This is a genomic window from Stenotrophomonas sp., from assembly GCF_031995405.1.
GTDB lineage: Bacteria > Pseudomonadota > Gammaproteobacteria > Xanthomonadales > Xanthomonadaceae > Stenotrophomonas.
This window is the reverse complement of sequence record NZ_DAMAGC010000065.1, coordinates 1-22858: the sequence shown is the minus strand read 5'-3', so window position 1 is coordinate 22858 and position 22858 is coordinate 1. Positions and strand designations below refer to the sequence as shown.

General features: G+C 68.4%; 22 protein-coding genes. 10 read left to right on the top strand and 12 right to left on the bottom strand.

Annotated elements, in window-relative coordinates; translation table 11 throughout:
- The coding region (locus RTO53_RS12500) for a HAMP domain-containing protein (protein WP_312238095.1) at nt 1–1331 on the bottom strand (1331 nt) is incomplete at its 3' end.
- A gap of 175 nt (nt 1332–1506) precedes the next feature.
- On the opposite strand from RTO53_RS12500, the gene RTO53_RS12495 reads away from it, so the two are divergent.
- Entirely contained in the window at nt 1507–1959 is a 453-nt protein-coding gene (locus RTO53_RS12495; protein ID WP_312238094.1) for an Rrf2 family transcriptional regulator, read from the top strand.
- Complete coding sequence (locus tag RTO53_RS12490) at nt 1949–2854, top strand: NAD(P)/FAD-dependent oxidoreductase (protein WP_312238093.1); 906 nt, start codon at nt 1949–1951, stop codon at nt 2852–2854. The genes RTO53_RS12495 and RTO53_RS12490 overlap by 11 nt, the downstream gene beginning before the upstream one ends.
- An 89-nt stretch (nt 2855–2943) precedes the next feature.
- Here RTO53_RS12490 and RTO53_RS12485 read toward each other — a convergent pair whose 3' ends face one another.
- Nucleotides 2944–3903, bottom strand: coding sequence for an aldo/keto reductase (locus tag RTO53_RS12485; RefSeq protein ID WP_312238092.1), 960 nt, complete (start codon nt 3901–3903; stop codon nt 2944–2946).
- A gap of 243 nt (nt 3904–4146) precedes the next feature.
- Between RTO53_RS12485 and RTO53_RS12480 the strand changes: the two genes are divergently transcribed.
- Both RTO53_RS12480 and RTO53_RS12475 read left to right on the top strand, forming a co-directional pair.
- A complete protein-coding gene (locus RTO53_RS12480) occupies nt 4147–4938 on the top strand; it encodes a methyltransferase (RefSeq protein WP_312238096.1) in 792 nt (263 codons plus the stop codon).
- Nucleotides 4939–5110: 172 nt separating this feature from the next.
- A complete protein-coding gene (locus RTO53_RS12475; protein ID WP_312238091.1) occupies nt 5111–5650 on the top strand; it encodes a pseudouridine synthase in 540 nt (179 codons plus the stop codon).
- Between the two features lie 134 nt (nt 5651–5784).
- On the opposite strand, the gene RTO53_RS12470 is transcribed toward RTO53_RS12475, so the two are convergent.
- Both RTO53_RS12470 and hrpB read right to left on the bottom strand, forming a co-directional pair.
- Nucleotides 5785–6174 (bottom strand): hypothetical protein, encoded by a 390-nt coding sequence (locus RTO53_RS12470; RefSeq protein WP_312238090.1) that lies wholly within the window; start codon nt 6172–6174, stop codon nt 5785–5787.
- Nucleotides 6175–6358: 184 nt separating this feature from the next.
- Complete coding sequence (gene hrpB, locus RTO53_RS12465) at nt 6359–8863, bottom strand: ATP-dependent helicase HrpB (RefSeq protein ID WP_312238089.1); 2505 nt, start codon at nt 8861–8863, stop codon at nt 6359–6361.
- Nucleotides 8864–8965: 102 nt separating this feature from the next.
- On the opposite strand from hrpB, the gene RTO53_RS12460 reads away from it, so the two are divergent.
- Nucleotides 8966–9781 (top strand): TatD family hydrolase, encoded by an 816-nt coding sequence (locus tag RTO53_RS12460; protein ID WP_312238088.1) that lies wholly within the window; start codon nt 8966–8968, stop codon nt 9779–9781.
- A gap of 144 nt (nt 9782–9925) precedes the next feature.
- On the opposite strand, the gene RTO53_RS12455 is transcribed toward RTO53_RS12460, so the two are convergent.
- The 5 genes from RTO53_RS12455 to RTO53_RS12435 form a co-directional block, all read right to left on the bottom strand.
- Complete coding sequence (locus tag RTO53_RS12455; protein WP_312238087.1) at nt 9926–10828, bottom strand: NAD-dependent epimerase/dehydratase family protein; 903 nt, start codon at nt 10826–10828, stop codon at nt 9926–9928.
- A 2-nt stretch (nt 10829–10830) separates the two neighbouring features.
- Entirely contained in the window at nt 10831–11769 is a 939-nt protein-coding gene (gene panE, locus RTO53_RS12450; RefSeq protein WP_312238086.1) for a 2-dehydropantoate 2-reductase, read from the bottom strand.
- Nucleotides 11770–11914: 145 nt separating this feature from the next.
- A complete protein-coding gene (locus RTO53_RS12445; RefSeq protein WP_312238085.1) occupies nt 11915–12667 on the bottom strand; it encodes a DUF3800 domain-containing protein in 753 nt (250 codons plus the stop codon).
- A gap of 4 nt (nt 12668–12671) precedes the next feature.
- Nucleotides 12672–13472 (bottom strand): ABC transporter permease, encoded by an 801-nt coding sequence (locus tag RTO53_RS12440; protein ID WP_256774841.1) that lies wholly within the window; start codon nt 13470–13472, stop codon nt 12672–12674.
- Complete coding sequence (locus tag RTO53_RS12435; RefSeq protein ID WP_312238084.1) at nt 13469–14428, bottom strand: ABC transporter ATP-binding protein; 960 nt, start codon at nt 14426–14428, stop codon at nt 13469–13471. The genes RTO53_RS12440 and RTO53_RS12435 overlap by 4 nt, the downstream gene beginning before the upstream one ends.
- Before the next feature lie 104 nt (nt 14429–14532).
- Between RTO53_RS12435 and RTO53_RS12430 the strand changes: the two genes are divergently transcribed.
- The 5 genes from RTO53_RS12430 to RTO53_RS12410 all read left to right on the top strand — a co-directional run bounded on the left by RTO53_RS12430 (nt 14533) and on the right by RTO53_RS12410 (nt 20162).
- On the top strand, nt 14533–15282 hold the full coding sequence (locus RTO53_RS12430) for a ferredoxin--NADP reductase (RefSeq protein ID WP_312238083.1): 750 nt from the start codon (nt 14533–14535) through the stop codon (nt 15280–15282).
- Between the two features lie 175 nt (nt 15283–15457).
- Nucleotides 15458–16627, top strand: a complete 1170-nt coding sequence (locus tag RTO53_RS12425) for a GGDEF domain-containing protein (protein WP_312238082.1) — start codon at nt 15458–15460, stop codon at nt 16625–16627.
- A gap of 99 nt (nt 16628–16726) precedes the next feature.
- Entirely contained in the window at nt 16727–18238 is a 1512-nt protein-coding gene (locus tag RTO53_RS12420) for an alpha/beta hydrolase (RefSeq protein ID WP_312238081.1), read from the top strand.
- Entirely contained in the window at nt 18235–18981 is a 747-nt protein-coding gene (locus tag RTO53_RS12415) for an ATP-binding cassette domain-containing protein (protein WP_312238080.1), read from the top strand. The genes RTO53_RS12420 and RTO53_RS12415 overlap by 4 nt, the downstream gene beginning before the upstream one ends.
- Complete coding sequence (locus RTO53_RS12410) at nt 18978–20162, top strand: ABC transporter permease (protein WP_312238079.1); 1185 nt, start codon at nt 18978–18980, stop codon at nt 20160–20162. The genes RTO53_RS12415 and RTO53_RS12410 overlap by 4 nt, the downstream gene beginning before the upstream one ends.
- A 78-nt stretch (nt 20163–20240) precedes the next feature.
- Here RTO53_RS12410 and RTO53_RS12405 read toward each other — a convergent pair whose 3' ends face one another.
- From RTO53_RS12405 to RTO53_RS12395, 3 genes are all read right to left on the bottom strand, one after another.
- The gene (locus tag RTO53_RS12405; protein WP_312238078.1) at nt 20241–20873 is read right to left on the bottom strand and encodes a hypothetical protein; all 633 of its coding nucleotides are present in this window, start codon (nt 20871–20873) and stop codon (nt 20241–20243) included.
- Nucleotides 20874–21158: 285 nt separating this feature from the next.
- Nucleotides 21159–22178 carry an energy transducer TonB gene (locus RTO53_RS12400; protein WP_312238077.1) on the bottom strand — a complete coding sequence of 340 codons (1020 nt, stop codon included), beginning with the start codon at nt 22176–22178 and terminating at the stop codon, nt 21159–21161.
- A 186-nt stretch (nt 22179–22364) separates the two neighbouring features.
- The coding region (locus RTO53_RS12395) for a YqhA family protein (RefSeq protein ID WP_312238076.1) at nt 22365–22858 on the bottom strand (494 nt) is incomplete at its 5' end.

The window sequence follows — 22858 nt, the reverse complement described above, 5'->3', positions numbered from 1 at the left end:
CCGGTCAGCTGGCCGGTGGTCAGCGCCACATCGTCGCGCATGCGGGCGAACACACCGTGGAACTGGCCGTGCATGCGCGCGCTGAGATCGCCGCGCGCGATGGCCTGCAGCACCGTCGACACCTGCTCCAGATCCTGTTGGGTGGTCTGCATCAGGCGGTTGAGGCCACCGACCATGTCGCGGAAGTCGTACTGGTACCGCGCCTCGTCGCCACGCTGGCTGAAATCGCCGGCCGCCGCTGCCGTGGCGAGGCGTTTGATCTCGGCATTGATCGCGCCGAGGTTGGCCTTGGCGGTATCCAGCGCCTGAGTGATCACTGCCTTCTCGCCGGGCAGGCGTTCCATGTCCAGCGACAGATCGCCTACCGCATAGCGGCCCATGATCTCGATCGCGCGCATCTTCACCTGGATATGCGCATGCACCAGTGCGTTGCTGTCGCGGACCATCTGGCCGTAGCCGCCGGGGAAAGCGCTGTCGTCCATGCGGTAGCTGATCTGGCCGGCTTCATGGCGCTCGGCCATGGTGGCCTGCGCGGCCAGCACGTCCTTGAGCGTGCGGGTCACCGCGCCCATCGCCTGGCCGAGACGACCGATCTCGTCGCGGCTGTGCACCTGCACGCTGTGGTCCAGTTCACCGCGTGCGACCGCGCGCGCCGCTGCTTCCACCGCCACCACCGGGGCGATCACCGCACGACGCAGCCACACGGCCAGCACGCCCATCAGCACCGCTGCGGCCAGCGCGGTCAGCACGGCGCAGATCACCAGCGTGCGGCGTGCCTGTTCCGAGCGCGATGTCAGCGCGTGTTCGGCCACCTGCGCCGTCTGCCTGCCCAGCGCGTCCAGCGTGGTGGCCAATGCGCGGTCCTTGCCCCGCACCAGCGCATCGCCCTGCAACGGGCTGTAGCCGCTGGCGGCGAACGCCTCGAGCGCGCCGTGATAGTCCTTCTGCAGCGCCGTGTGCTGGGCCAGGAAGCGGGCGGCCAGGCGCGCGGTATCGGCGTCGTCGCTGCCAGCCAGTGCCTTGGCCAGTGCGGCGGTCTTGCCGCCCTGGCTGTCGAACGCGGCCAGGTGTCGGGTGCGCAGTGCTTCATCGCTGCCGCGGATCAGCACGTTCTTCCATTCCTGCACCTGCAGCCGGAACTCGCGCTGCAGCCCTTCGGCCTGCGCGTTGCGCGCCACTTCGGGGGGCACGTCGGTGGACAGGTTCAACCACGCCGAGGCGAGCCCGGCCAGGGCGCACAGCACCACGATGGCCAGGCCGAGCGACAGCGCGCCCAGCAACTTGAACTGCAGGCTCAGGGCGCGCGTGGGCGCGCCGGACGTCTTGTTCATGGGATTGGAAAGTGAGGGAGGGCGATGCGGTATCGGTTGGCGGGGCGCGCTTCTGAAGTGGGATGTGCATCACATTTATGTCTCCATTTATTCAAGTGAAGAAGACGTGAAAGTGCCGGACGGCATGGGACGTCGTGCTGTGGACACGGGCGTTATTTGTAACTATCTTTGTTACATGAAATCCAGCAACCAGTTTTCCGATGCCCTGCACGTGATGGCCCACCTGGTCGGCCAGGACGGCCCGCGCACCTCCGAGCAGCTCGCGACCTGCCTGCCCACCCATCCGGTGGTGATCCGGCGCCTGCTGGCCGCCCTGCAGCGCGGCGGGCTGGTGCGCACGGTGCGCGGCCACGGTGGCGGCAGCCAGCTGGCGCGTGAGCCGGCGCAGATCACCCTGCACGATGTCTACGTGGCCATCGGCGCGCCGGCCTTGCTGCATACCGGCGCGCGCGAGACCGGGCGCGGTTGCCCGGTCCAGCAGGTGGTCAACGAGGCGTTGGACGACAGCTACCGCCAGGCCCAGGCGCTGCTTGAGCAGCGTCTGCGCGGCACCACCCTGGCCACGCTCGGCGAGGCTTTCGCCCGCCACCTGGCCCACCATGCAGCAGGAGTTCCGCATGCGGTTTGACGCCGTGATCGTAGGGGGCAGTTTTGCCGGCCTGTCCGCCGCCCTGATGCTGGCGCGCGCCCGCCGCGAGGTGCTGGTCATCGACAGTGGCCTGCCGCGCAACCGCTTCGCCGCGCATTCGCACGGCGTGCTGGGCATGGATGGCATCGCCGGCGGCGAGCTGCTCCGCCAGGCCAAGGCGCAGCTGCTGGACTACCCGACCGTGCGCTGGATCAGCGACACCGTCACCGACGCACGCACCAGCGCCGATGGCTTCACAGTCACCACCGCCGACGGCGGCACGTGGGCAGCGCGCAAGCTGCTGCTGGCCACCGGCATCCGCGACGAACTGCCCGACATCCCCGGCGTGGCCGAGCGTTGGGGCCACAGCGTGCTGCACTGCCCGTACTGCCACGGCTACGAAGTCGGTGGCGGCGCGATCGGCCTGCTTGGCGGGCACGCGATGTCGGTGAAGATGGCCGGGCTGCTCGCCGACTGGGGCCGGGTCACCCTGTTCGCGCACGGCATGGCCATCGACGACGACGAACGGGCGATGCTGCAGCGGCGCGGCGTCAGCATCGAAACCGCGCAGGTGGTGGGGCTGGCAGGGCAGGCGCCGGACCTGAGCGGTGCGCTGCTCGCCGACGGCCGCCACATCGACCTGCGCGCGCTGTTTGTCGCGGCTCGCCAGCACATGGCCTCGCCGCTGGTCGAACAGCTTGGCTGCGTGCTGGAGGACAGCCCGATTGGCGTGCTGGTGCAGGTGGACGCGCAGAAGCAGACCAGCGTGCCCGGCGTGTACGCCGCCGGCGATGCGAGCGTGGTGGGCAACATCACCCTGGCCACTGCCGACGGTGTGCGCGCCGGCATCAGCGTCCACCACGCGCTGGTGGCCGAAGACAGCGCGGTGGCCTGAACGAGAACGGCCACCCGAAGGTGGCCGTCGCGTGTTGACGTACCCGATGATCGCAGGCGTCCGTCGCCGATGCGGGACGACGGCAGAGATCAGCCCTGCTCGGCGCTCGCTGCATCCAGCTGCGCCACATCCTCGGCCGACAGCCCCACCTGCGCGGCCGCCAGCACATCCTTCAACTGTTCCACGCTGGTCGCGCTGACGATCGGTGCGGTGATGCCGGGGCGTGCGATCAACCAGGCCAACGCCACCTGCGCGGCCGTCGCATGGTGCTTGCCCGCGATGTCATCCAGCGCGGTCAGGATGCGCAGCCCGCGCGGGTTGACGTACTTGCTCACCACGCTCTGGCCGCGCGCACTGCTCTTGCCCGCATCGTCGGCAGTGCGGTACTTGCCGCTGAGGAAGCCACTGGCCAGCGAGTAGTAGCTGATCACGCCAATGCCCTGTTCGCGTACCAGCGGCTCCAGCGCGGCTTCATAGCCGCCGCGGTCGTACAGGTTGTACTCCGGCTGCAGGGTTTCATAGCGCGGCAGTTTGTAGTCTTCGGATACCTTCAGTGCGTCGGCCAGACGCCTGGCACTGTAGTTGGAGGCGCCGATCGCGCGCACCTTGCCCTGTTCGATCAAGCGGCCGAATGCGGCCAGGGTGGTTTCCAGCGGGGTGGATTCGTCATCTTCGTGTGCCTGGTACAGATCGATCACATCGGTCTGCAGGCGACGCAGCGAATCCTCCACGGCCGCGGCGATGTTGTCGGCCGACAGGCCCGGGCGCTCGGCCCACTTGGCGACCTTGGTGGCCAGCACCACCTTGTCGCGCTTGCCGCTGTGCCTGAACCAGCGGCCGAGGATGGTTTCCGATTCGCCGCCGCTGTTGCCGGGTACCCATGCCGAGTAGACATCGGCGGTATCGACCAGGTTGAAGCCGGCATCGACGAACGCATCGAGCAGCGCGAACGAGGTCTTCTCGTCCGCGCTCCAGCCGAAGACGTTGCCACCGAAGGCGATGGGGGCGACATGGAGGCCGGAACGACCGAGTTCGCGTGTAGCAGTCATGGGTGATGTTCTCCCTGGGAATCGTTTCCACAGGATACGACCGGCGTGGTGACAGCGTTGCGGCAGCAGACACAAAACAGTGTTCCGGATTGCTGCGTCGCACTAACGCTTTGTGAACACCTGTGCACGTCTGGCTGCTAGTCTCGCCGCATCCCGCTACCGGAAGCCCCGCCGATGAAAGCCCGTTCGTTGACCTGTGCCTGCCTGTTCACCGTCTCCACCCTGATGCTCGCCGCGCCCGCGATGGCCATCAAACCTGCCGGACCGAACGCGCAGGTTGCCATCACCCCGGCCGTGCAGAAGGCCGTGCAGGACAGCCATCGCGATCCGGCCAACGTCAAGCGCGATGCGTATCGCCATCCCGCGCAGACGCTGTCGTTCTTCGGCGTGGCACCGGGCAAGACCGTCATCGAGATCACTCCCGGCAGCGGCTGGTACTCGGAAATCCTGGCGCCGCTGCTGCGCGACACGGGCAGTTATGTGGCCGCCGTGGTCGACCCGATGTCCGTGCCCGAGGGCCGTGGCCGCGATTACCAGCAGCGCAGTCGCGAGGGACTGGAGAAGAAGTTCGCCGGCAACGCGGCGGTGTACGACAAGGCCACGCTGGTTGCCTACAACCCGACCGCGCCGGTGTTCGGCCCGGCCAATTCCGCCGACGTGGTGCTGACCTTCCGCAACGTGCACAACTGGCGCAGCGCCAACCAGGCCGAAGGCATGTTCAAGGGCTTCTACAGCGTGCTCAAGCCCGGCGGCGTGCTCGGCGTGGTCGAGCACCGCGCCAAGGCCGACGTGCCGGCCGACGACAAGACCGGATATGTGGGCCAGAAGCAGGTGATCGCGATGGCCGAGGCCGCCGGTTTCAAACTGGCCGGCAGCAGCGAGATCAACGCCAATCCGCGCGACACCAAGGACTACCCGAACGGGGTATGGACGCTGCCGCCGACCAACCAGCACGATGCCGCCGACGAGGCCAGGTACCAGGCCATCGGCGAAAGCGACCGCATGACCCTGCGCTTCATCAAGCCCCAGGGCTGATACCGGTCGCGGCCGCGCACGTACCGACGGTAGGTCGGTACGTGCGGGTCGTTCGGTGCGAGGCCTGCCGCGCCGGTTCGTCGATCAGGCGTTATCGATGCAGCCTGCGGCGGCGTCGCCGCCTGGGGCCGCGGGATGGGACAATGGCGGCTCAATTGCCGCCCGCTCCGCCATGCTGATCGCCTTCAACAAACCCTTCAACGTGCTGTGTCAGTTCACCGACCGCAGCCAGCCGCCGCGCGCGACGCTGGCCGGATTCGGCCTGCCGCCGGCGGTGTATGCGGCCGGGCGGCTGGACTACGACAGCGAAGGCCTGCTGCTGCTCACCGACGACGGCGGCCTGGCGCACACGCTCACCGATCCGCGGCACAAGGCGGACAAGACGTATTGGGTGCAGGTGGAAGGCAAGGCCAGCGACGAGCAGTTGCAGGCATTGCGGCGCGGGGTGCAGCTCAACGATGGGCCGACGCTGCCGGCGGGCGTGCAGCGCCTGGATCCTGCACCGACGCTGTGGCCGCGCGATCCGCCGGTACGGTTCCGCAAAACCGTACCCGATGCCTGGCTGGCGATCACCCTGCGCGAAGGGCGCAACCGCCAGGTGCGGCGGATGACCGCGGCGGTCGGATTACCTACGTTGCGCCTGGTGCGCGTGTCGATGGGCGCGTATGCGCTGGATGACCTGCAACCCGGCCAATGGCGCGAGATCCGGTAGAGCCAGCCCATGGGTGGCTGCGCTTCACACCCGGCATCGCGGGCAGCCACCCATGGGGTGGCTCTACCCCGCCGCAAAAAAAAACCGCCGGGCGGTGCCGGCGGTTTCGATGCATCCACGCTGACCCGGAAGGATCAGGCGTCGCTGCCGATGTCGCTGTGTTCGTCCACCACGGTGCTGGCGCGACGGTTGCGGGCGCTGATGCGCTGCGCCTGGCCGTCCACCACCTCGCCGTTGGCGAGCTTCTTCTTCTGCTGCTTGCGGTACAGCGCGTAGCCCAGCAGGCCCACGCCGACGGCGGCAGCGGCGATGGTCACGGCCGGATTGCGACGCACCACCTTGGCGGCCACCTTGCTGCCGGTCTTCACTGCACCAAGCGCCGCGCCGGTCTTGATCCAGTCACTCGCCTGCGGCCCGAAGTGGCGCAGGTTGCTGCCAGCATGCTTGAGGCCGTCACCGGCGGTGCTTGCCAGGCCCAGGGCGCGCTCGAGGGCGCGGTCGGTAATCACAGTCAATCTGCTCATGGGGGGTCCTTTGCCTCGGTTCTGGTCCAGTGTCGCCCGTGGGCCGTGTAGGGCGTGTTATCCGCCGGCCACGACCGGATGACGACTGTAGCTGCTTCACCGGTCCACCGCCGTGGGACCGGATGACGCGGTCAGCCGCCAGCCATGAATGCGCGGAGCGCGTGAGGGCGCGCTGCTGGCAGCCTCATGTCCCGCGCGGCTTGGCCCGATGGGTGGCGGTCGCCGTCCACGGATCGTCCGGCCACGGGTGCTTGGGATAGCGTCCCTTCATTTCCTTTTTTACTTCGGTGTAGGTGTTCGCCCAGAAGTTGCGCAGGTCCTGGGTGACCTGCAGCGGGCGTCCACCGGGGGACAGCAGATGGAGGGTGAGCGGAATGCGTCCGTCGGCGATGCGCGGGGTGTCGGCCAGGCCGAACAGCTCCTGCAGCTTCACCGCCAGCACCGGGGGCTGCGGGGTGATGCCATCGGCATCGACGGCGTAGTGGATCGTCCGCTCCATGCCCGACGGCACGGCGATGCGCACCGGCGCATGGCGATCGATCCACTGGCGCAGCGCCCACGGCAACGGCGACTTCAACGCCTCGCCCAGGCTCGCTTCGTCCAGCGCATCCAGACGCGTCTTGCCGTTGAAGGCCGGCGTGAGCCAGCGCGGCAGGCTGTCCATCAAGGCCGCATCGGACAGGTCCGGCAGTTCCAGCTCCGGCATCCACGCGCGTACCGCCAGTGCGCGCGCCTGCCACTGGCGCAGGCCGTCGGTCCACGGCAGTGCATCGAGCCCCAGCTCGGCCACTGCCTCGGTCAATGCCTGCGCGGCGTGGGCCGGATCCACGCGTCCGGCCGAACGGCTGTCGAGCACGATGCGGTCGAAGCGGGTCTCACGACGCGCCACCAGGGCGCGCTTGTCGGCGTCCCAGCGCACCACGTCTTCCTGCTTGAACCGCTCGGGGAAGTCCCGCCGCAGCCGGTTCTCGTCCACCGGCGCGGCGCGCAGCAGCAGCGCATCGCGCGCCTCAAAGCGCAGCTCCACCGCCACCAGCCACGGCTCGCCGCGCAGGTCGCTGGGATCGAACAGGCGCGCGCTGCGACCATTGGCCAGCAGGTAGCGCAGCGGGTCGGTGGGGTGGCGCGCGGCGATGCGGTCGGGGAAGGCATGGGCGAGCAGATCGCCGAGCCGATGCGCCTCCACCGCGGTCGGCGGCGCGGCGTCGCAGCGCAGGCGGCGTCGCCACTGTTTGCTGGCTGCATCGATGGCGGCCAAGGCGCCGCGGTTGGCGTCGTGCGGTGCGCGCCCCTGCCGGAACGCGGCCAGCGCGCGCCAGCGGGCGGCCAGTGCATCGCCGCCCTGACGCAGCGGGTCGCGCGCTTCCAGCAGCGCGGCCAGGTCGCAGGCCAACGCCTGTTCGACGCCGCCTTCGGCCGCCAGCAACATCGCCGCCAGTCGCGGATGCGTGCCCAGGGTGAGCATCCGCCGGCCCAGTGCGGTCAGGGCGCCGCCGTCGCGCATCGCGCCCAGCCGCTGCAGCAATTCGCGGGCGGCGGCCAGGGCGCCGACCGGCGGTGCATCGACGAAGCGCAGGTCGTCGCTGCCCCACGCCGCCAGTTCGAGTGCCAGCGAGGCCAGTTCCACCTGCGCCATCTCCGGCCGTCGCTGCGCTTCCAGCCGCTGCGACTGCGGCCACAACCGCCATGCCCAGCCGTCGGCAACGCGCCCGGCGCGTCCGGCGCGCTGGTCGGCCGAGGCCTGCGCGATGCTCACCACATCCAGGCGCGCAAAGCCGCTGTTGGGGTCGTAGCGCGGTTCGCGCGCCAGCCCGGCATCGATCACCACGCGCACGCCGGGCAGGGTGACCGAGGATTCGGCGACGTTGGTGGCCAGCACCACCCGGCGCTGGCCGTTCGGGTCGGGCTGCAGCACGCGCGACTGCTGTTCCACCGGCAGTTCGCCATGCAGCGGCAGCACCTGCACCGTCGGCGGCAGGACCTGTTCCAGCGCCGCCTGGGTGCGCGCGATCTCGCGCTGGCCGGGCAGGAACACCAGCACGTCGCCGGGATGTTCGGCCAGCGCCTGTTCCACCGCGCGGCGCGCCTGCGCTTCCAGCGCTTCATCGCGGCGTGCGGGGAAATGGCTGATCGCCACCGGGAAGCTGCGGCCTTCGCTGCTCAGGCGCGGTGCGTCCAGGAACTGGGCCAGGCGCTCGCCATCCAGCGTGGCCGACATCACCACAATGCGCAGGTCCTCGCGCAGCTGCGCCTGCACATCCAGCGCCAACGCCAGGCCCAGGTCGGCGGCCAGGTGGCGCTCGTGGAATTCATCGAACAGCAGCGCGCCCACGCCCTCCAGCAGGGAGTCGTCCTGCAGCATCCGGGTCAGGATGCCTTCGGTGACCACTTCCACGCGTGTGCGTGCGGACACCTTGTTCTCGAAGCGGATGCGGTAACCGACGGTGCCGCCGACCTCGTCACCCAGCTGGCGCGCCATGAACTGCGCAGCGCTGCGCGCCGCGACCCGGCGCGGTTCGAGCATGAGGATCTTGCGGCCCTGCAGCCACGGGGCGTCCAGCAGCGCCAGCGGCACCTGGGTGGTCTTGCCCGCGCCGGGCGGCGCTTCCAGCACCAACCGCGAATGGGTGTCCAGATGCGCGAGGATCTGCGGCAGCAGCGGGGAGATCGGGAAAATCGGCGTGCTCATGGGCCAAGGATACGGGCCGTGGGCGAGGGCGGCGAGACGTATACGCCGGGCCCGTGCGGGCGGCACGCTAGAATGGACGGGTTCACTGTCCTGTAGCTCCCCATGCACCTGATCGACATCGGCGCCAACCTCACCCATGATTCCTTCGATCGCGACCGCGATGCCGTACTGGCGCGCGCGCGCGATGCCGGCGTGGTGCAGATGGTGATCACCGGCGCCAGCCGCGAGCACTCGCCGATGGCACTGGAACTGGCGCGTCAGCATCCGGGGTTCCTGTACGCCACCGCCGGCGTGCATCCGCACCATGCGGTGGAATACACCGACGAGTGCGATGCGGAGATGCGTGCGCTGCACGCGCATGCCGAGGTGGTGGCGGTGGGCGAGTGCGGGCTGGATTACTTCCGCGATTTCGCGCCGCGCCCGGCCCAGCACCGCGCGTTTGAACGCCAGCTGCAGCTGGCCAGTGACGTGCGGGCCGCCGATGACGCGCGCAAGCCACTGTTCCTGCACCAGCGCGACGCGCACGCCGATTTCATGGCGCAGATGAAGAACTTCGACGGCAAGCTCGGCGCGGCGGTGGTGCATTGCTTCACCGGCGAGCGCCAGGAACTGTTCGATTACCTGGACCAGGACTGGTACATCGGCATCACCGGCTGGCTGTGCGATGAGCGCCGCGGCGGCCACCTGCGCGAGCTGGTCAGGCACATCCCGGCCAACCGCCTGATGATCGAGACCGACGCGCCGTACCTGCTGCCGCGCTCGCTCAAGCCGATGCCCAAGGACCGCCGCAACGAGCCGATGTTCCTGTCGCATATCGTCGAGGAACTGGCCCGCGACCGTGGCGAAGCGGTGGACATCACGGCCGCCAATGCGACGGCGGCCACGCGCGCGTTCTTCCGCCTGCCCGACGCCGCCTGATCCGGTAGTGCCGAGCCATGCTCGGCAACCGCGCAACGCGCGGCCCGCACCGGGCGTGTTGATTGCAGCGCCCGTACTGCGACCGTGGCGGCGAAGCCGGCCATCCGGGCATCGGAGCGGAGAGCAGCCGAGCATGGCTCGGCTCTACCGGATTGTGGTGATGGTCCCGTCGCCGGCCGCCCACGCATCGGCCAGCCCTTCGCGGTAGGTCGGGAACCGTGGCTGCCACTGCAATGCCTCGCGCGTGCCGCGACTGTCGATGCGCTTGTTGCTGCCGTAGAAGCGCCGCAGCGAGGCGGGGACGGCCGGATCGTCCCAGGCCTGCGGCGCAGGCAGCGGCAGGTCACTCAGTGCCGCTGCATGGGCCAGCACGTCCTGCGGCGGCGCCGGCTCGTCGTCGGCGGGCAGATACAGCGCATCAGCCTGCGGCCGGCGCATCGCCGCCAGTACCGCCGTGGCGAGGTCTTCCGCGTGCAGCCGGTTGAACACCTGGCCGGGACGCACGACCTGCCGCGCCTTGCCGTGCGCCAACTGCACCAGCGCGTTGCGTCCCCGTCCGTACAGCGCGGGCAGCCGGAACACCGCCGAGGCGATGCCGCGCGCCTGCGCGAAGGCCTGCCACTGCTGTTCGGCACGCAGGCGCCTCAGTGCGGTGTCATCGGTGGCATCGGCCGTCGAGTGCGTGTCGATCCAGCCGCCATCGCGGTCGGCATACACGGCCGTCGACGAGAGGTAGCCCACCCAGCGCAGCGACGGTGCATCGTGCAGTGCCTTGCCGAGCAGGCGCAGGGCGGGATCGCCGCCGGCATCGGGTGGGACACTGCACAGGATCGCATCGGCGGTGCGGATCGCCTCGTGCAACGCCGCCTCGAGGGGGTTTCCCTCGGCCAGACGGTGGCGTGGCACGCCGTCGGCCGGCGCGATGGCCGGATCGCGCACGGTGCCGCTGCAGGCAATGCCGTGCGCCTGCAGCAGCGTGGCCAGATGCCGCCCGGCGTAGCCCAGGCCCAGCACCAGCACGCGTGCCGGTGCGGTGTCGGCGGCCATGCTCAGCCCTTGCGCTGCTGCTGGTAGGCCTGCAGGTGCGCATAGGCCACTGCCAGCAGCGGCGCCGCCTGCCCGGCGGCGCGCGCACGGACCAGCATGTCGCCGACGATCTGCTCGGCTTCGACCTGCTGGCCGGCTTCCAGGTCGCGCAGCATCGAGGCTTTCAACGCCGAACCGGCCTGCGTGGTCGCGGCCAGGGCGATCTCGCGCGCCTTGGCGGGAATCGGCTCACCGGCGGCGTCGGCCACGGCCAGGCATTCGTCGTACAGTCCGCGCACGATTGCCGCGCCGTCGTCGGTCGCCACGATCGTGCCGACATCGGCGCGCATCAGGCAGGTCGATGCGGCCAGGGTGGTCAGGAAGGTGTACTTGATCCACTGCTCCTGGCCGATCGCATCGCTGGCTACATGGTCCACGCCGGCCTGCACGCACGCCGCCGCCAGCGCCAGCACCCGCGCACTGCTGCCGGTGCCGTCGCGCTCGCCGAAGGTCAGCTTGGCCGCCGGCGCCAGATGCACCACCGCGCCGTCGGCGGCCTTGGTCGCGCTGATGAAGCACAGCCCGCCCAGCACCGCATCGCGGCCGAAGCGCGCGTCGAGGTCGGCGTAATGCCGCAAGCCGTTGAGGATCGGCAGCACCGTGGTGCGCGGCCCCATCGCCGGCGCGATGGCCTCGATGGCGCTGTCCAGGTCATAGGCCTTGCAGCTCAGGATGACCAGGTCGAACGGCTGCGCCGCCGCCAGCGCGGGCAATGCCTCGGCGGTGACGTGCTGCACCGCGAACGCCGCATCGCCCACCGGGCTGCGGATCACCAGCCCCTCGGCATCCAGTTGCGCCGCACGCGCCGGACGCACCAGGAAGGTCACGTCCACGCCGGCCTGCGCCAGGCGACCACCGAAATAACCGCCGGTTCCGCCGGCGCCGAGGATCAGGATGCGCATGTAATACATACTCCAGGTTCAGGATGAACTGAATGCGTTGAACGGGTTACGGGCGTCTGCGGGGTAGCTCTGTTATGCTGTCCACTGGATCGGGGATTCCCGGTCGGCACTTGGCCTCGGCGGATTCGCCGGGGCCTTTTGTTTTTCATGGGAAGCATTTGAGGCCGTATCCGAGGTAGCGGCCCGCTGCGTCGTGGTCCAGCTTCGGCTCGATGACATCCCATGCGCGGTTGGGCTGATGGGGACGCAACTGCTTCAGCCCAATGGGACGGGCGACCAGGTCAGCGAGCTGCAGGCCGATGGAGTTGTTCTTCTTGTCGGTCAACACCGGCTCGAACGGCAGGTGGATGTTGCCAATGTTGTCGCCGCCACAGATGCGGCGGAATGCAAGTTCCAGGTCCGCATCTTCATTGCGACCACGCGATTCACAAAGAACGTGCGTCAGTACTGGGCCGTCCGTATCAGAGGTCTGCCCAAGTCGCCGTAACGAATAGAAAATACGTTCCAGGCAAAAACGCAGAGACAGCTCATAGGGGTTTTCCCCGCGTCGCCGATGCTCCGCGAGCTGGCGTTTGTCTATAACCGCAGAGAACACCGTCATCGGCGTTCGATCGAGGACATCGGTCAATGCCTGGATGAAGGCCTGCTTCCTGTTGGGTTCACGAAGAACGGAAAACGGACCGAGGTCTTTGCGGATCTCGCGCTCATGCAGGATGACGGCATCGTGGCCGAACGTTGAGAACTTCAACTGCTGCATCGCCGGAACCACCGTGCCCATGTACTCCCGTTTGCTGATGAGGCAACAGGACAGCACGAACAACGGATACCCGTCGTCGATGCTGTCCATGCCATGGTCGCCACTTTCATCGACAAATACGATGTAGTCGCTGAACCGCATCAGATCAGCTCCGCATCCCCACACCGCGCTTCAGCAGCCACAGCGCCAGTGCGGTAAGCGCCACCACGAAGCCGAGCATCAGCGCGTAGGCCACCCACAGCGGCACGTCGCTGGTGCCCAGCAGGCCGTAGCGGAACGCGTTGACCATGTAGAAGATCGGGTTGGCGTGGGTGGCCGCTTCGGCCCAGGTCGGCAGCAGCTTCACCGAGTAGAACACGCCGCCCAGGTAGGTCAGCGGGGTCAGGATGAAGGTCGGCACGATCGCCACGTCATCGAACTTCTTGGCGTAGACCGCGTTGATGAAGCCGGCCAGCGAGAAGATCGTCGCGCCCAGCAGCACCGTGGTCAGCGTCACCAGCGGATGCGGGATGCGCACCGGGGTGAAGAACATGGCAATGATCAGCACGATCACGCCGACCATCAGGCCGCGCAGCACCGCGCCGGACACATAGCCCCACAGGATCACCCAGTTCGGCATCGGGCTCACCAGCAGCTCTTCGACATGGCGACCGAACTTGGCGCCGAAGAAGGACGAACTGATGTTGCCGTAGCTGTTCTGGATCACGCTCATCATCACCAGGCCCGGCACGATGAACTGCATGTAGCTGTAGCCGCCCATCTCGCCCACGCGCGAGCCGATCAGGCCGCCGAAGATCAGGAAGTACAGGGTCATGGTGATCGCCGGCGGCACCAGGGTCTGGCCCCAGATGCGCAGGATGCGCGCCACTTCGCGGCGCACGATGGTCATCAGCGCGATGCGATTGCGTTGGCCGTCGGTCAGGACCGGGGTCGGGGTGCTGCTCATGCCACGTTCTCCTGGTTGCCGGTGAGGCGCACGAACAGCTCCTCCAGGCGGTTGCTCTTGGTCCGCATCGAACGCACCCGGATGCCGGCCGCGTTCAAGGCTTCAAACACCCGGTTGAGGTCCATCGCGCGCGGCATGTCCACATCCAGCGTGTGGCTGTCGGTGGCGATCAGGATGGCGCCTTCGATCTCCGGCAGCTGGGCCGGCAGGCTGCCGTCGATGTCGAACAGGAAGCCTTCCACGTCCAGCTTGGCCAGCAGTTCGCGCATCGGGCCCTGGGTGACGATCTGGCCGTGGTTGATGATGGCCAGGTTCCGGCACAGGTGCTCGGCTTCTTCCAGGTAGTGCGTGGTGAGGATGATCGTGGTGCCGGCGGCATTGATCTCCTTGAGCACGCGCCACATGTCGCGGCGGATCTCGATGTCCACACCCGCGGTGGGCTCATCCAGGATCAGCAGGCGCGGGCGGGTCATCATCGCCCGGGCGATCATCAGCCGGCGCTTCATGCCGCCGGACAGGGTACGGCTCATCACCTGCGCCTTTTCCCACAGATGCGCGCGCTTGAGCTCCTCTTCGGCCATCTTCTCGGCCTCGGCACGGGCCACGCCGTAGAACCCGGCGTAGTTGACCAGGATATCGAAGGGCTTCTCGAACAGGTTGAAGTTGATTTCCTGGGGCACCAGGCCGATCAGGCGCATGGTCGCGCTGCGGTTGCGCACCAGGTCGCTGCCGAACACCTCGACCTGGCCCTCGCTGAGGTTGACCAGCGAGCTGATGATGCCGATCAGGGTCGACTTGCCGGCGCCGTTGGGGCCGAGCAGGGCGAAGAAATCGCCCGGGACGACGTCCAGCGAGACGCCCTTCAGCGCCTGGGTGCCGTTTTCGTAGGTTTTACGGAGGTCGCGGACCCGCAGGGCGGGGGCCGTACCGGTCGCGGGAGTGTTCTGGGAAGCCAAGCTCTTGCCTTCGCGCCTGCGGGCTGGCGCTGGATAGGGGCGGGGAGCGGCTATTATAGAAGACCCCGAGGGCTTGCCCCGGCTACACACTGTCCCGAAAAGTCGTGCCTGCCCAATTTCCCCTCAAACTGATCGACCGGCGCATGCTGGCCCCGACCGTCGGCCACTACCAGTTCCTGCGTGATGACGGCCAGCCGCTGGATTTCCAGCCCGGCCAGTTCATCCAGGTCCATTTCGAGTACGCCGACGGCACCGCCACCAAGCGCAGTTACTCGCTGGCCACCATTCACAACCACGCCCTCGGCGCGGGCGAAGCGGTCGATATCGCGGTCAGTTTCGTCCCCGGCGGCGCCGCCACGGCACTGTTCGAGGGCCTGGATATCGGTGGCCACGTCACCGCCAGCGGCCCGTTCGGCCGGTTCTGCCTGCAGCCCGGCGACCACAACGCCCGCTACCTGCTGATCGCCACCGGCACCGGGGTCACCCCGTACCGCTCGATGCTGCCGCTGCTGGCCACCGCCATGGCCGAGCGTGGCGTGGACGTGGTGCTGCTGCAGGGCGCCCGCACGCCGGCCGAACTGCTCTACAGCGACGACTTCCGCGCCTTCGCCGACGCCCACCCGGGCTTCCGCTACGTGCCGTGCCTGTCGCGCGAGCTGCCCGACAACCCGCACCCGGACGTGCGCCACGGCTACGTGCAGCAGCACCTGGCCGAGTTCGCGCCCAACCCGGCCACCGACATCGCCTACCTGTGCGGCAACCCGGACATGGTGGATGCGACGTTCGAGGCGTTGAAAGAGGCGGGCCTGCCGACGCCGCAGGTGCGGCGGGAGAAGTACGTCAGCAGCAAGTAGGCGCTGCTGACACGCCAGGGATCCCCCCGATCCCCGTGTTCCCCTCGGTGCGAACCCCGTTTTACCGCTGGCCACTGCCGCGCCCCGTGCTGTCTGCGGTACGCGGCGCGGCGGCCCGCCTGCGCTTGCCCGGTGCACGGTAAGATGCGCCCGCCGTCGAGGCGCGCGAGGCCGAATGTCCCTGGATTTCCAAACTGTCGCCGTACTCGGCTACCTGTTGTGCCTCGGCTTCGCGCTGGGCTTCTCGCTGCTGCTGGTCGTGCTGCGCGGGCAGCCGGTCCTGCAGCTGTGGACGGCAAGCCAATGGTTGTTGGCGGTCAGCGTGACCCTGCTTGCGCTGCGTGCGCAGTTGCCGCAGGTGCCGGCCATCGTGCTTGGCAACCTCACCATCGCCGCCTCGGGTGTGCTGTTGCTGTGTGGCGTGGCCCGTCACCTTGGCCTGCGCCTGCCGCCCTGGCAGCCGCTGTTGCTGGCGGCACTGTTCATGACCGGCATCGTGGTATTCCTCGTGCCCTTTCCCAGCCTGGCGATCCGGCTGGATGTATTCAGTGTTTTCGCGGTGCTGATCAATGCCTGGATGGCGTGGCTGCTGCTGCGCCACGCACCGGCCCAGCAGCGCACCAGCTGCCGTCTTGCCGCAGTGATATTCCTCGCACAGGCGCTGCTGTACCTGGTGCGTCTCGGGCTGCCGGTGGCGCCCGGTGCCGGTGATGACATCCTGCGCACCGGCGCACCCATGTTTGCGACCTACCTGGGCGGGATCGTCCTGGAACTGGCGCGCTGCTTTGCGCTGGTGCTGCTGCTGGTGGAGCGCATGCTGGTGGAGCTGCGGCGTTCGGCGCGCACCGACGGGCTGACCGGCCTGCTCAACCGCACCGCGGTACTGGCCGATGGTGAGCTGACCCTGCGGCAGTGCCGCCGCCAGCACATACCCACGGCGCTGCTGTTGCTGGATGTGGATCACTTCAAGCAGATCAACGACCGCTGGGGGCACCTGGAGGGGGATCGCGTGCTGCACCATTTCGCCGGCGTGCTCGCGCGCTGCGTGGATGCCGATACGCACCTGCTCGGCCGCTACGGCGGGGAGGAATTCGTCCTGCTGCTGCCCGGCACCGACCAGGCACAGGCGCGCCTGCACGCCGCACATATCCGCGAGCAGTTGCGCCTGCAGCCCGCGCGCATCGGTGAGGTGACGGTCAGTGTCACCACCAGCATCGGGCTGGCCGTGGCTACCGGTAGCGAAGACCTTGCCGCCCTGCTGGCTGCGGCAGACACCGCCCTGTACCAGGCCAAGGCCGATGGTCGCGACCGCACCGTCAGTGCCGCACCGGTGGCGGTGACCTGACGCCATGTGGACTTGGGCCCACCGCATGGCCCCGGTCACATCCAGTCCGCCCCGCCGTCATGGCATGCTGAACCCCTTCAATCCAGGATGCGATCGAACATGCGAGTTTCCTGCCGTCCCTTGGCGACCGGGGCAGCCTTGCTGCTGCTGGCCGCCTGCCAGGCCACCCCGGATACCCCGGCGGAGGGCGCGCAACGCCAGTACGGAACACTGACGTTCAAGCCGTGCACGCTGACCAGCACCCAGGCCAGCGACAACGTCGAAGCCCAGTGCACCACGCTGCAGGTGGCCGAGAACCCGGCCGCCCCGGACGGTCGCAAGATCGGCTTGAACATCGCGTGGCTGGAAACCAGCAACGAAGGCGAGGGCAAGCACGACCCGGTGTTCTTCCTGGCCGGCGGGCCGGGGCAGGCGGCCACGGAAGTGGCCGCGGTGATCAACCTGGCCCTGCGCGAAGTGCGCAAGCAGCGCGACATCATCCTGGTCGACCAGCGCGGCACGGGTAAATCCAACCCGCTGACCTGCGTGGGCGCCGACGGCAAGGAAATGGTGCTGGACGACACCGCCACGCCCTCCACCCAGCTGATCGCCGATTTCGCGCGGCAGTGCGCCGCATCGCTGGCCGGTCGCGCCGACACCCGCTTCTACACCACCACCCAGGCCATCGCCGACATCGAGTCGGTGCGTGCGGCCCTCGGCGTGGACAGGATCAACCTGATCGGTGGCTCTTACGGTACGCGCGTGGCCCAGCAGTACGCCGCGCACTACCCGCAGCACACCCGCGCGGTGGTGATCGACGGGGTGGCGCCGAACGATGTGGTGGTCGGCGGCGATTTCGCCGACACCTTCGAGACGGCCATCGATCTGCAGTCCGCGCAGTGCCGCAAGGATGCCGCGTGCGCCAAGCGCTTCCCGGTCGATACCCGCACACAGCTGAAGAACGTGATGACCGCGCTGGCCAAGGCCCCGGTCGAGGTCGAGTACCGCGACCCGGGCACCGCCGAGGCCAAGCGCGACGTGCTCACCGCCGATTCGGTCACCGGTCTGGCCTTCATGTTCTCGTACATGCCCGAGCTGTCCTCGCTGCTGCCGGTGGTGCTCGACGAGGCGGCACATGAGCGCTACGCGCCGCTGATGTCGTTGAGCAGGATGGCCGGCCGCACGCTGGGGGTGCAGATGAACCGGGGCATGCAGTGGTCGGTGATCTGCGCCGAGGATGCCGATCGTTACCAGGAGCCGGCCGCCAGTGATCGCCTGCTCGGGCCGGAAGTGGCGCGCATGTTCTTCGCCGCGTGTCCGGGCTGGAACGTCGGCACGCGCCCGAAGGACTTCACCGCTCCGCTGAAGAGCGACCTGCCGGTGCTGCTGCTGTCGGGCCAGTTCGATCCGGTCACCCCGCCGCGCTATGCCGAGCAGGTGCTCAAGACCCTGCCCAACGGCCGCCATCTGGTCGCCAAGGGCCAGGGCCACGGCACCCTCAACGCCGGCTGCATGCCGCGCCTGCTTGGCCAGTTCATGGACAAGGCCGACGCCAGATCGCTCGACGCCACCTGCCTGGACGCGCTGAGCGCGGTGCCGGCCTTCACCTCGTTCAACGGATGGGAACCATGATCGTCGCCGAGAACCTGCACAAAGCTTTCAAGACCAAGACCGGCCTAATCAAGGCGGTGGGCAATGTCGGCTTCCATGCCGAAGACGGCCAGATCACCGGTCTGCTCGGCCCCAACGGTGCCGGCAAGACCACCACCATGCGCATGCTGTACACGCTGATGACGCCCGACCAGGGCCGGGTGATGGTCGACGGCATCGACGCGGCCACCGACGCGGTGGCGGTGCGCCGCCGGCTGGGCGTGCTGCCCGATGCCCGCGGCGTCTACAAGCGCCTGACCGCACGCGAGAACATCGCCTACTTCGGCCAGCTGCACGGCATGAGCAATGCGCAGATCCGCGAGCGCACCAGGGTGCTGTCGCAGGCGCTGGACATGGAAGACATCCTGGACCGCCAGACCGATGGGTTTTCGCAGGGCCAGCGCACCAAGACCGCGATCGCCCGCGCGCTGGTGCACGACCCGCGCAACGTCATCCTCGACGAGCCCACCAACGGCCTGGACGTGATGACCACGCGCGCGCTGCGCGGCTTCCTGCGCGGCCTGCGCAACGAGGGCCGCTGCGTGATCTTCTCCAGCCACATCATGCAGGAGGTGGCCGCGCTCTGCGATCGCATCGTGATCATCGCCCACGGCACCGTGATGGCCGCCGGCACGGCCGATGAGCTGCGCGCACAGACCGGGGAAGACAACCTGGAAGATGCCTTCGTCAAGGTGATCGGTTCGGAAGAAGGATTGCACGCATGAGTGCGTTTGCCACGTTGTTGACCGTGATGCGCAAGGAACTGCGCGATCTTTCCCGCGACCGCCGGACCCTCGCGCTGACCCTGCTGCTGGGCCCGCTGCTGTACCCGATCCTGATTCTGGGCATGGGCAAGCTGGCCGAAAGCCGGGTCAAGACCCAGATCGACAAGCCACTGGAAATCGCCACCATCGGTCGCGAGCATGCGCCCAACCTGGTGCGTTTCCTGGCCGCGCAGGGGCTCAATGCGGTGGATGCCCCCAAGGACTTGACCGAGGCCATCCGCGACCAGCAGATCGATGTCGCGCTGCGGATCAGCCCGGACTTCGGCAAGGACTGGGCCGACGGCCGTCCGGCGCTGGTGGAGATCGTCAAGGACAGCACCCGCCGCGCCGCCGACATCCCCAGCATGCGTCTGCAGACCGCGCTGGCCGGCTACAACCAGCAGGTCGGCGCGCTGCGCCTGCTCGCCCGCGGCGTGGATGCACAGGTCGCCCGGCCGCTGGAGCTGGCCACGCAGGATCTGGCCACCGCCGAGGCCAAGCGTGGGCAGGTGCTGTCCTACCTGCTGCCGGTGCTGCTGACCATCACCTCGTTCCTGGGCGGCGCCTACCTGGTGATGGACACCACCGCCGGCGAGCGCGAGCGCCAATCGCTGGAGCCCTTGCTGGCCACCCCGGCACCGCGCAGTGCGATCGTCAGCGGCAAGATCGCTGCCGCCTGCATGGTCGGCATGGCTTCGTTGCTGCTGACATTGCTGGCGTTCAAGCTGAGTGCGCAGTTGTCCAGCAGCGGGGCAGGGCGGCAGCTCAACATGGGCTTCCTGCCGATGCTGCAGATGCTGCTGATCATGCTGCCGATGCTGTTCATCGGCACCTCGCTGCTGACCTTCCTGTCGGCGGCGGCCAAGAGCATGAAGGAAGCCCAGAGCCACATGACCTGGCTGATGCTGTTGCCGATGCTGCCCGGCTACGCGCTGATGGTGTACCCGCTGAAGAGCGAGCTGTGGCAGTTCGCGGTGCCGTTCCTGGCACAGAACCAGATGTTGCTGAAGATCATCCGCCACGAGCCGATCAGCGCGCAGATGTGGGGCGTGTATCTGGCTGCCGGCTTCGGCCTGGCGGCGGTGCTGTGGTACGCGGCGGTGCGTCGTTACCACCAGGAGCGGTTGGCGATTTCAGGTTGATACAGCCGGGAAGGGCGCACCTGCGCGCCCTTCCCGATGCCGGCACGACCTGGACGATGGCATTGCAACGCCAGCCGCTCAGTCGACGAACACGCCGTCGAACTGCAACGTGTAGGGCTGGTCCGGGCCCACGCCCCACTGCGCGGGCGTGGGCGTTACCTCCACGTTGAAGGTGAATGTCCCCGCGCTGCTGTCGGTGGCGCGATCCCAGCGCAGATCGACGCTCCCGGCCGTGGCGGTATAGACGGCCACGCCGCTGAAGCCCGGTAGCGAGGGCAGGTCGTCGAACGACAGCGCGTAGGACATCGAAGGGCTGGAACCGCTCCACAAGGGGTAGGTGCCGTCCAGGAAGTCGGCGTGGCTCAGTGCGCTGGTAATCCGGTGCGAGGTGGCCTTCCACGGACCGGGCGCGGCGGTGCCTTCGCTGACACGCTTGCCATGCTGGCTGTCGTAAAAATACCGCGCCGGTTCGGAGAGGAACGCCACTGGCGTGGCGCCCAGCCCGGTAATGCTGGCTTGATATCCGCTGGCGGCAGCAGCCGGCGCGGAGGCGTTGGCCAGCATCCGTCGGACCGCTTCGGGCGGTTCGCCCTTGGGATGGACAAGGAAGGAGGCGGTGGATGTTCGTCCTGCCACGTCGCTGGCGTGGGACGGCGACGCGATGCCAAGCAGCAACAAGGTGCTGGCCTGTAATGCAGTGCAGCGTTTCATGATCGAGCGCTCCATGCGGGGAAGATTCCCCGCCGCCTGTTTTACGCACACGCGTGGCGCGCCGTCGGGATGTGGATCGAGCAATCGATGCTGCGTGCATCGAGTTTTCTATCGACACAAACGGATAGATAGATGGGGCTCTTGTGCTCGCGACCCGCCAGCCACACGCATACCGCCCTGCGCGACCTGCCAGCGCCAATGGCACGGGACGCGCCCGTCCGCTGGAAGAACAACCAAAAAAAAAACCCGGCGCGCGCCGGGTTTTTCGTTGCGATGCAACCGCGATCAAGCGCCCGGCGCGAAGGCCAGCGTGCGACGCGTGGTCACCGGTGCGCCGACCGGCTCGAACTTCCAGCGCTTGACCGCGTTGAGGGCCTCGCGGTCGAACACGCGCGAGGGCGTGGCGCGCAGCACACGGGCGTTGGTGACCGAGCCGTCGGTGCCGACGGTGATCTCCACCAGCACTTCGCCGGAGGTACCCGAACGCAGCGCCTCGGCCGGATAGCGCGGGGCCGGCGTGCTGACCGGGCGCAGGCTCGGCGCGGCGGCCGCCGGTGCGGCCGCTTGGCGGGCAGCGGCGGCCTGCTGTGCAGCAGCGGTCTGCTGGCGCTGCTCTGCTTCGCGGCGGGCACTGGCCTGGCGCTCGGCATCCTGGCGCTCGCCATCACGGCGGGCGGCATCCTGCTGGGCGGCGATGGCGCGGGCCGCTTCGGCTTCGGTGGCCTGCTGCTGGGCCTGGCGCTGCTGGTCGGCCAGCTGCTTGGTGCGGTTCTCGGCGTCCTTCTTGACCTTGTCGGTCTCTTCCTGGGTGCGCTTGAGCGCGGTCTGCATGCCGCCGCTGATGCCCTGCTTCAGGCGCGGCAGTGCCGGCGCGGTGGCGTCGACCTTCTCGATCAGCGCGACCAGCCGCTGCGATTCGGCGAAGTCCTCGCGGGCCAGGCTCTGCTCGGCGGCGATCAGGGTGTAGGGCAGCAGGTCGGTGAGCGCGCTCTTGACCGAGGCGTCATCGGGGGTCTTGTCGCGCAGCGCCAGGTAGTACTCGATGGCGTTGTCGCCGGCCGGGGCGTACATGCGGTTTTCGCGCAGGGCCTGGCTGGCCAGGTCGCGCAGCTGGTCGGTGCCCATCGACTGCACCTTGGCCGAGACCGCCGGTGCGGCCGGCGCCGCCGGCGTGGCAGTGGCAGCGGTGCCGGCGGCCGGCGCGGCCGGTGCCGGTTCGTCCTTGCCCGAGCAGGCGGCCAGGGCCACCAGCAGGGTCAGCGGCGCGAGCAGGCGCGCCTTGGCGATCGTGTTGACGTGCGACATCCAACTCCCCTTTGAAGACGACGATACGTAAGGCCCGATGCGGTCAGGCTGGCCGAGGCCCATGGACGTTTCCCGACGTCCACGGCAGTACTGCAGGTGTGCAATCTAGCACCCCCTCGCCCGGCCGGGGGCCGGCGGCGAGGGCAGGCCGGCATCGTGACCGATGCCGGCGCTGCCGGGCAAGCGTCAGTGCGACAGGGTCTTGCTGGGCGTACCACTCATCAGCTTGTCGGTGTAGGCGATGCCGATCGCCGACAGGATGAAGGCGGCATGGATGATGGTCTGCCACATCACCCCGGTGGAGGTGAACGCGGTGCACTTGAAGGCCACGGCGGCGCTCGGGCCGGCGGCCGCAACGGCGCTGGCCACGGCCTGGATGTAGACATCGCTGTTGCAGGACGGAAGGCTGTCCAGGCTGCCGGCGGCGATGAAGGTCTTGAGCAGGTGGATCGAGGAGATGCCGATGATCGACAGCGCCAGCTTCACCTTCAGCACGCTGGCATTGACGTGGCTGAGCCACTCCGGCTGGTCGGGATGGTTCTCCAGGCGCAGGCGCGAGACGAAGGTTTCATAGCCGCCCACGATCACCATCACCAGCAGGTTGGAGATCATCACCACGTCGATCGGGCCCAGCACCAGCAGCATGATTTCCTGCTCGCCCATGCTGTTGGCCTTGTGCA

Coding starts and splice junctions, on each gene's coding strand:
- RTO53_RS12495 (WP_312238094.1), top strand. CDS start 1,507: ATGAAATCCAGCAACCAGTTTTCCGATGCCCTGCACGTGATGGCCCAC.
- RTO53_RS12490 (WP_312238093.1), top strand. CDS start 1,949: ATGCGGTTTGACGCCGTGATCGTAGGGGGCAGTTTTGCCGGCCTGTCC.
- RTO53_RS12485 (WP_312238092.1), bottom strand. CDS start 3,903: ATGACTGCTACACGCGAACTCGGTCGTTCCGGCCTCCATGTCGCCCCC.
- RTO53_RS12480 (WP_312238096.1), top strand. CDS start 4,147: ATGGCCATCAAACCTGCCGGACCGAACGCGCAGGTTGCCATCACCCCG.
- RTO53_RS12475 (WP_312238091.1), top strand. CDS start 5,111: ATGCTGATCGCCTTCAACAAACCCTTCAACGTGCTGTGTCAGTTCACC.
- RTO53_RS12470 (WP_312238090.1), bottom strand. CDS start 6,174: ATGAGCAGATTGACTGTGATTACCGACCGCGCCCTCGAGCGCGCCCTG.
- hrpB (WP_312238089.1), bottom strand. CDS start 8,863: ATGAGCACGCCGATTTTCCCGATCTCCCCGCTGCTGCCGCAGATCCTC.
- RTO53_RS12460 (WP_312238088.1), top strand. CDS start 8,966: ATGCACCTGATCGACATCGGCGCCAACCTCACCCATGATTCCTTCGAT.
- RTO53_RS12455 (WP_312238087.1), bottom strand. CDS start 10,828: ATGGCCGCCGACACCGCACCGGCACGCGTGCTGGTGCTGGGCCTGGGC.
- panE (WP_312238086.1), bottom strand. CDS start 11,769: ATGCGCATCCTGATCCTCGGCGCCGGCGGAACCGGCGGTTATTTCGGT.
- RTO53_RS12445 (WP_312238085.1), bottom strand. CDS start 12,667: ATGCGGTTCAGCGACTACATCGTATTTGTCGATGAAAGTGGCGACCAT.
- RTO53_RS12440 (WP_256774841.1), bottom strand. CDS start 13,472: ATGAGCAGCACCCCGACCCCGGTCCTGACCGACGGCCAACGCAATCGC.
- RTO53_RS12425 (WP_312238082.1), top strand. CDS start 15,458: ATGTCCCTGGATTTCCAAACTGTCGCCGTACTCGGCTACCTGTTGTGC.
- RTO53_RS12420 (WP_312238081.1), top strand. CDS start 16,727: ATGCGAGTTTCCTGCCGTCCCTTGGCGACCGGGGCAGCCTTGCTGCTG.
- RTO53_RS12415 (WP_312238080.1), top strand. CDS start 18,235: ATGATCGTCGCCGAGAACCTGCACAAAGCTTTCAAGACCAAGACCGGC.
- RTO53_RS12410 (WP_312238079.1), top strand. CDS start 18,978: ATGAGTGCGTTTGCCACGTTGTTGACCGTGATGCGCAAGGAACTGCGC.
- RTO53_RS12405 (WP_312238078.1), bottom strand. CDS start 20,873: ATGAAACGCTGCACTGCATTACAGGCCAGCACCTTGTTGCTGCTTGGC.
- RTO53_RS12400 (WP_312238077.1), bottom strand. CDS start 22,178: ATGTCGCACGTCAACACGATCGCCAAGGCGCGCCTGCTCGCGCCGCTG.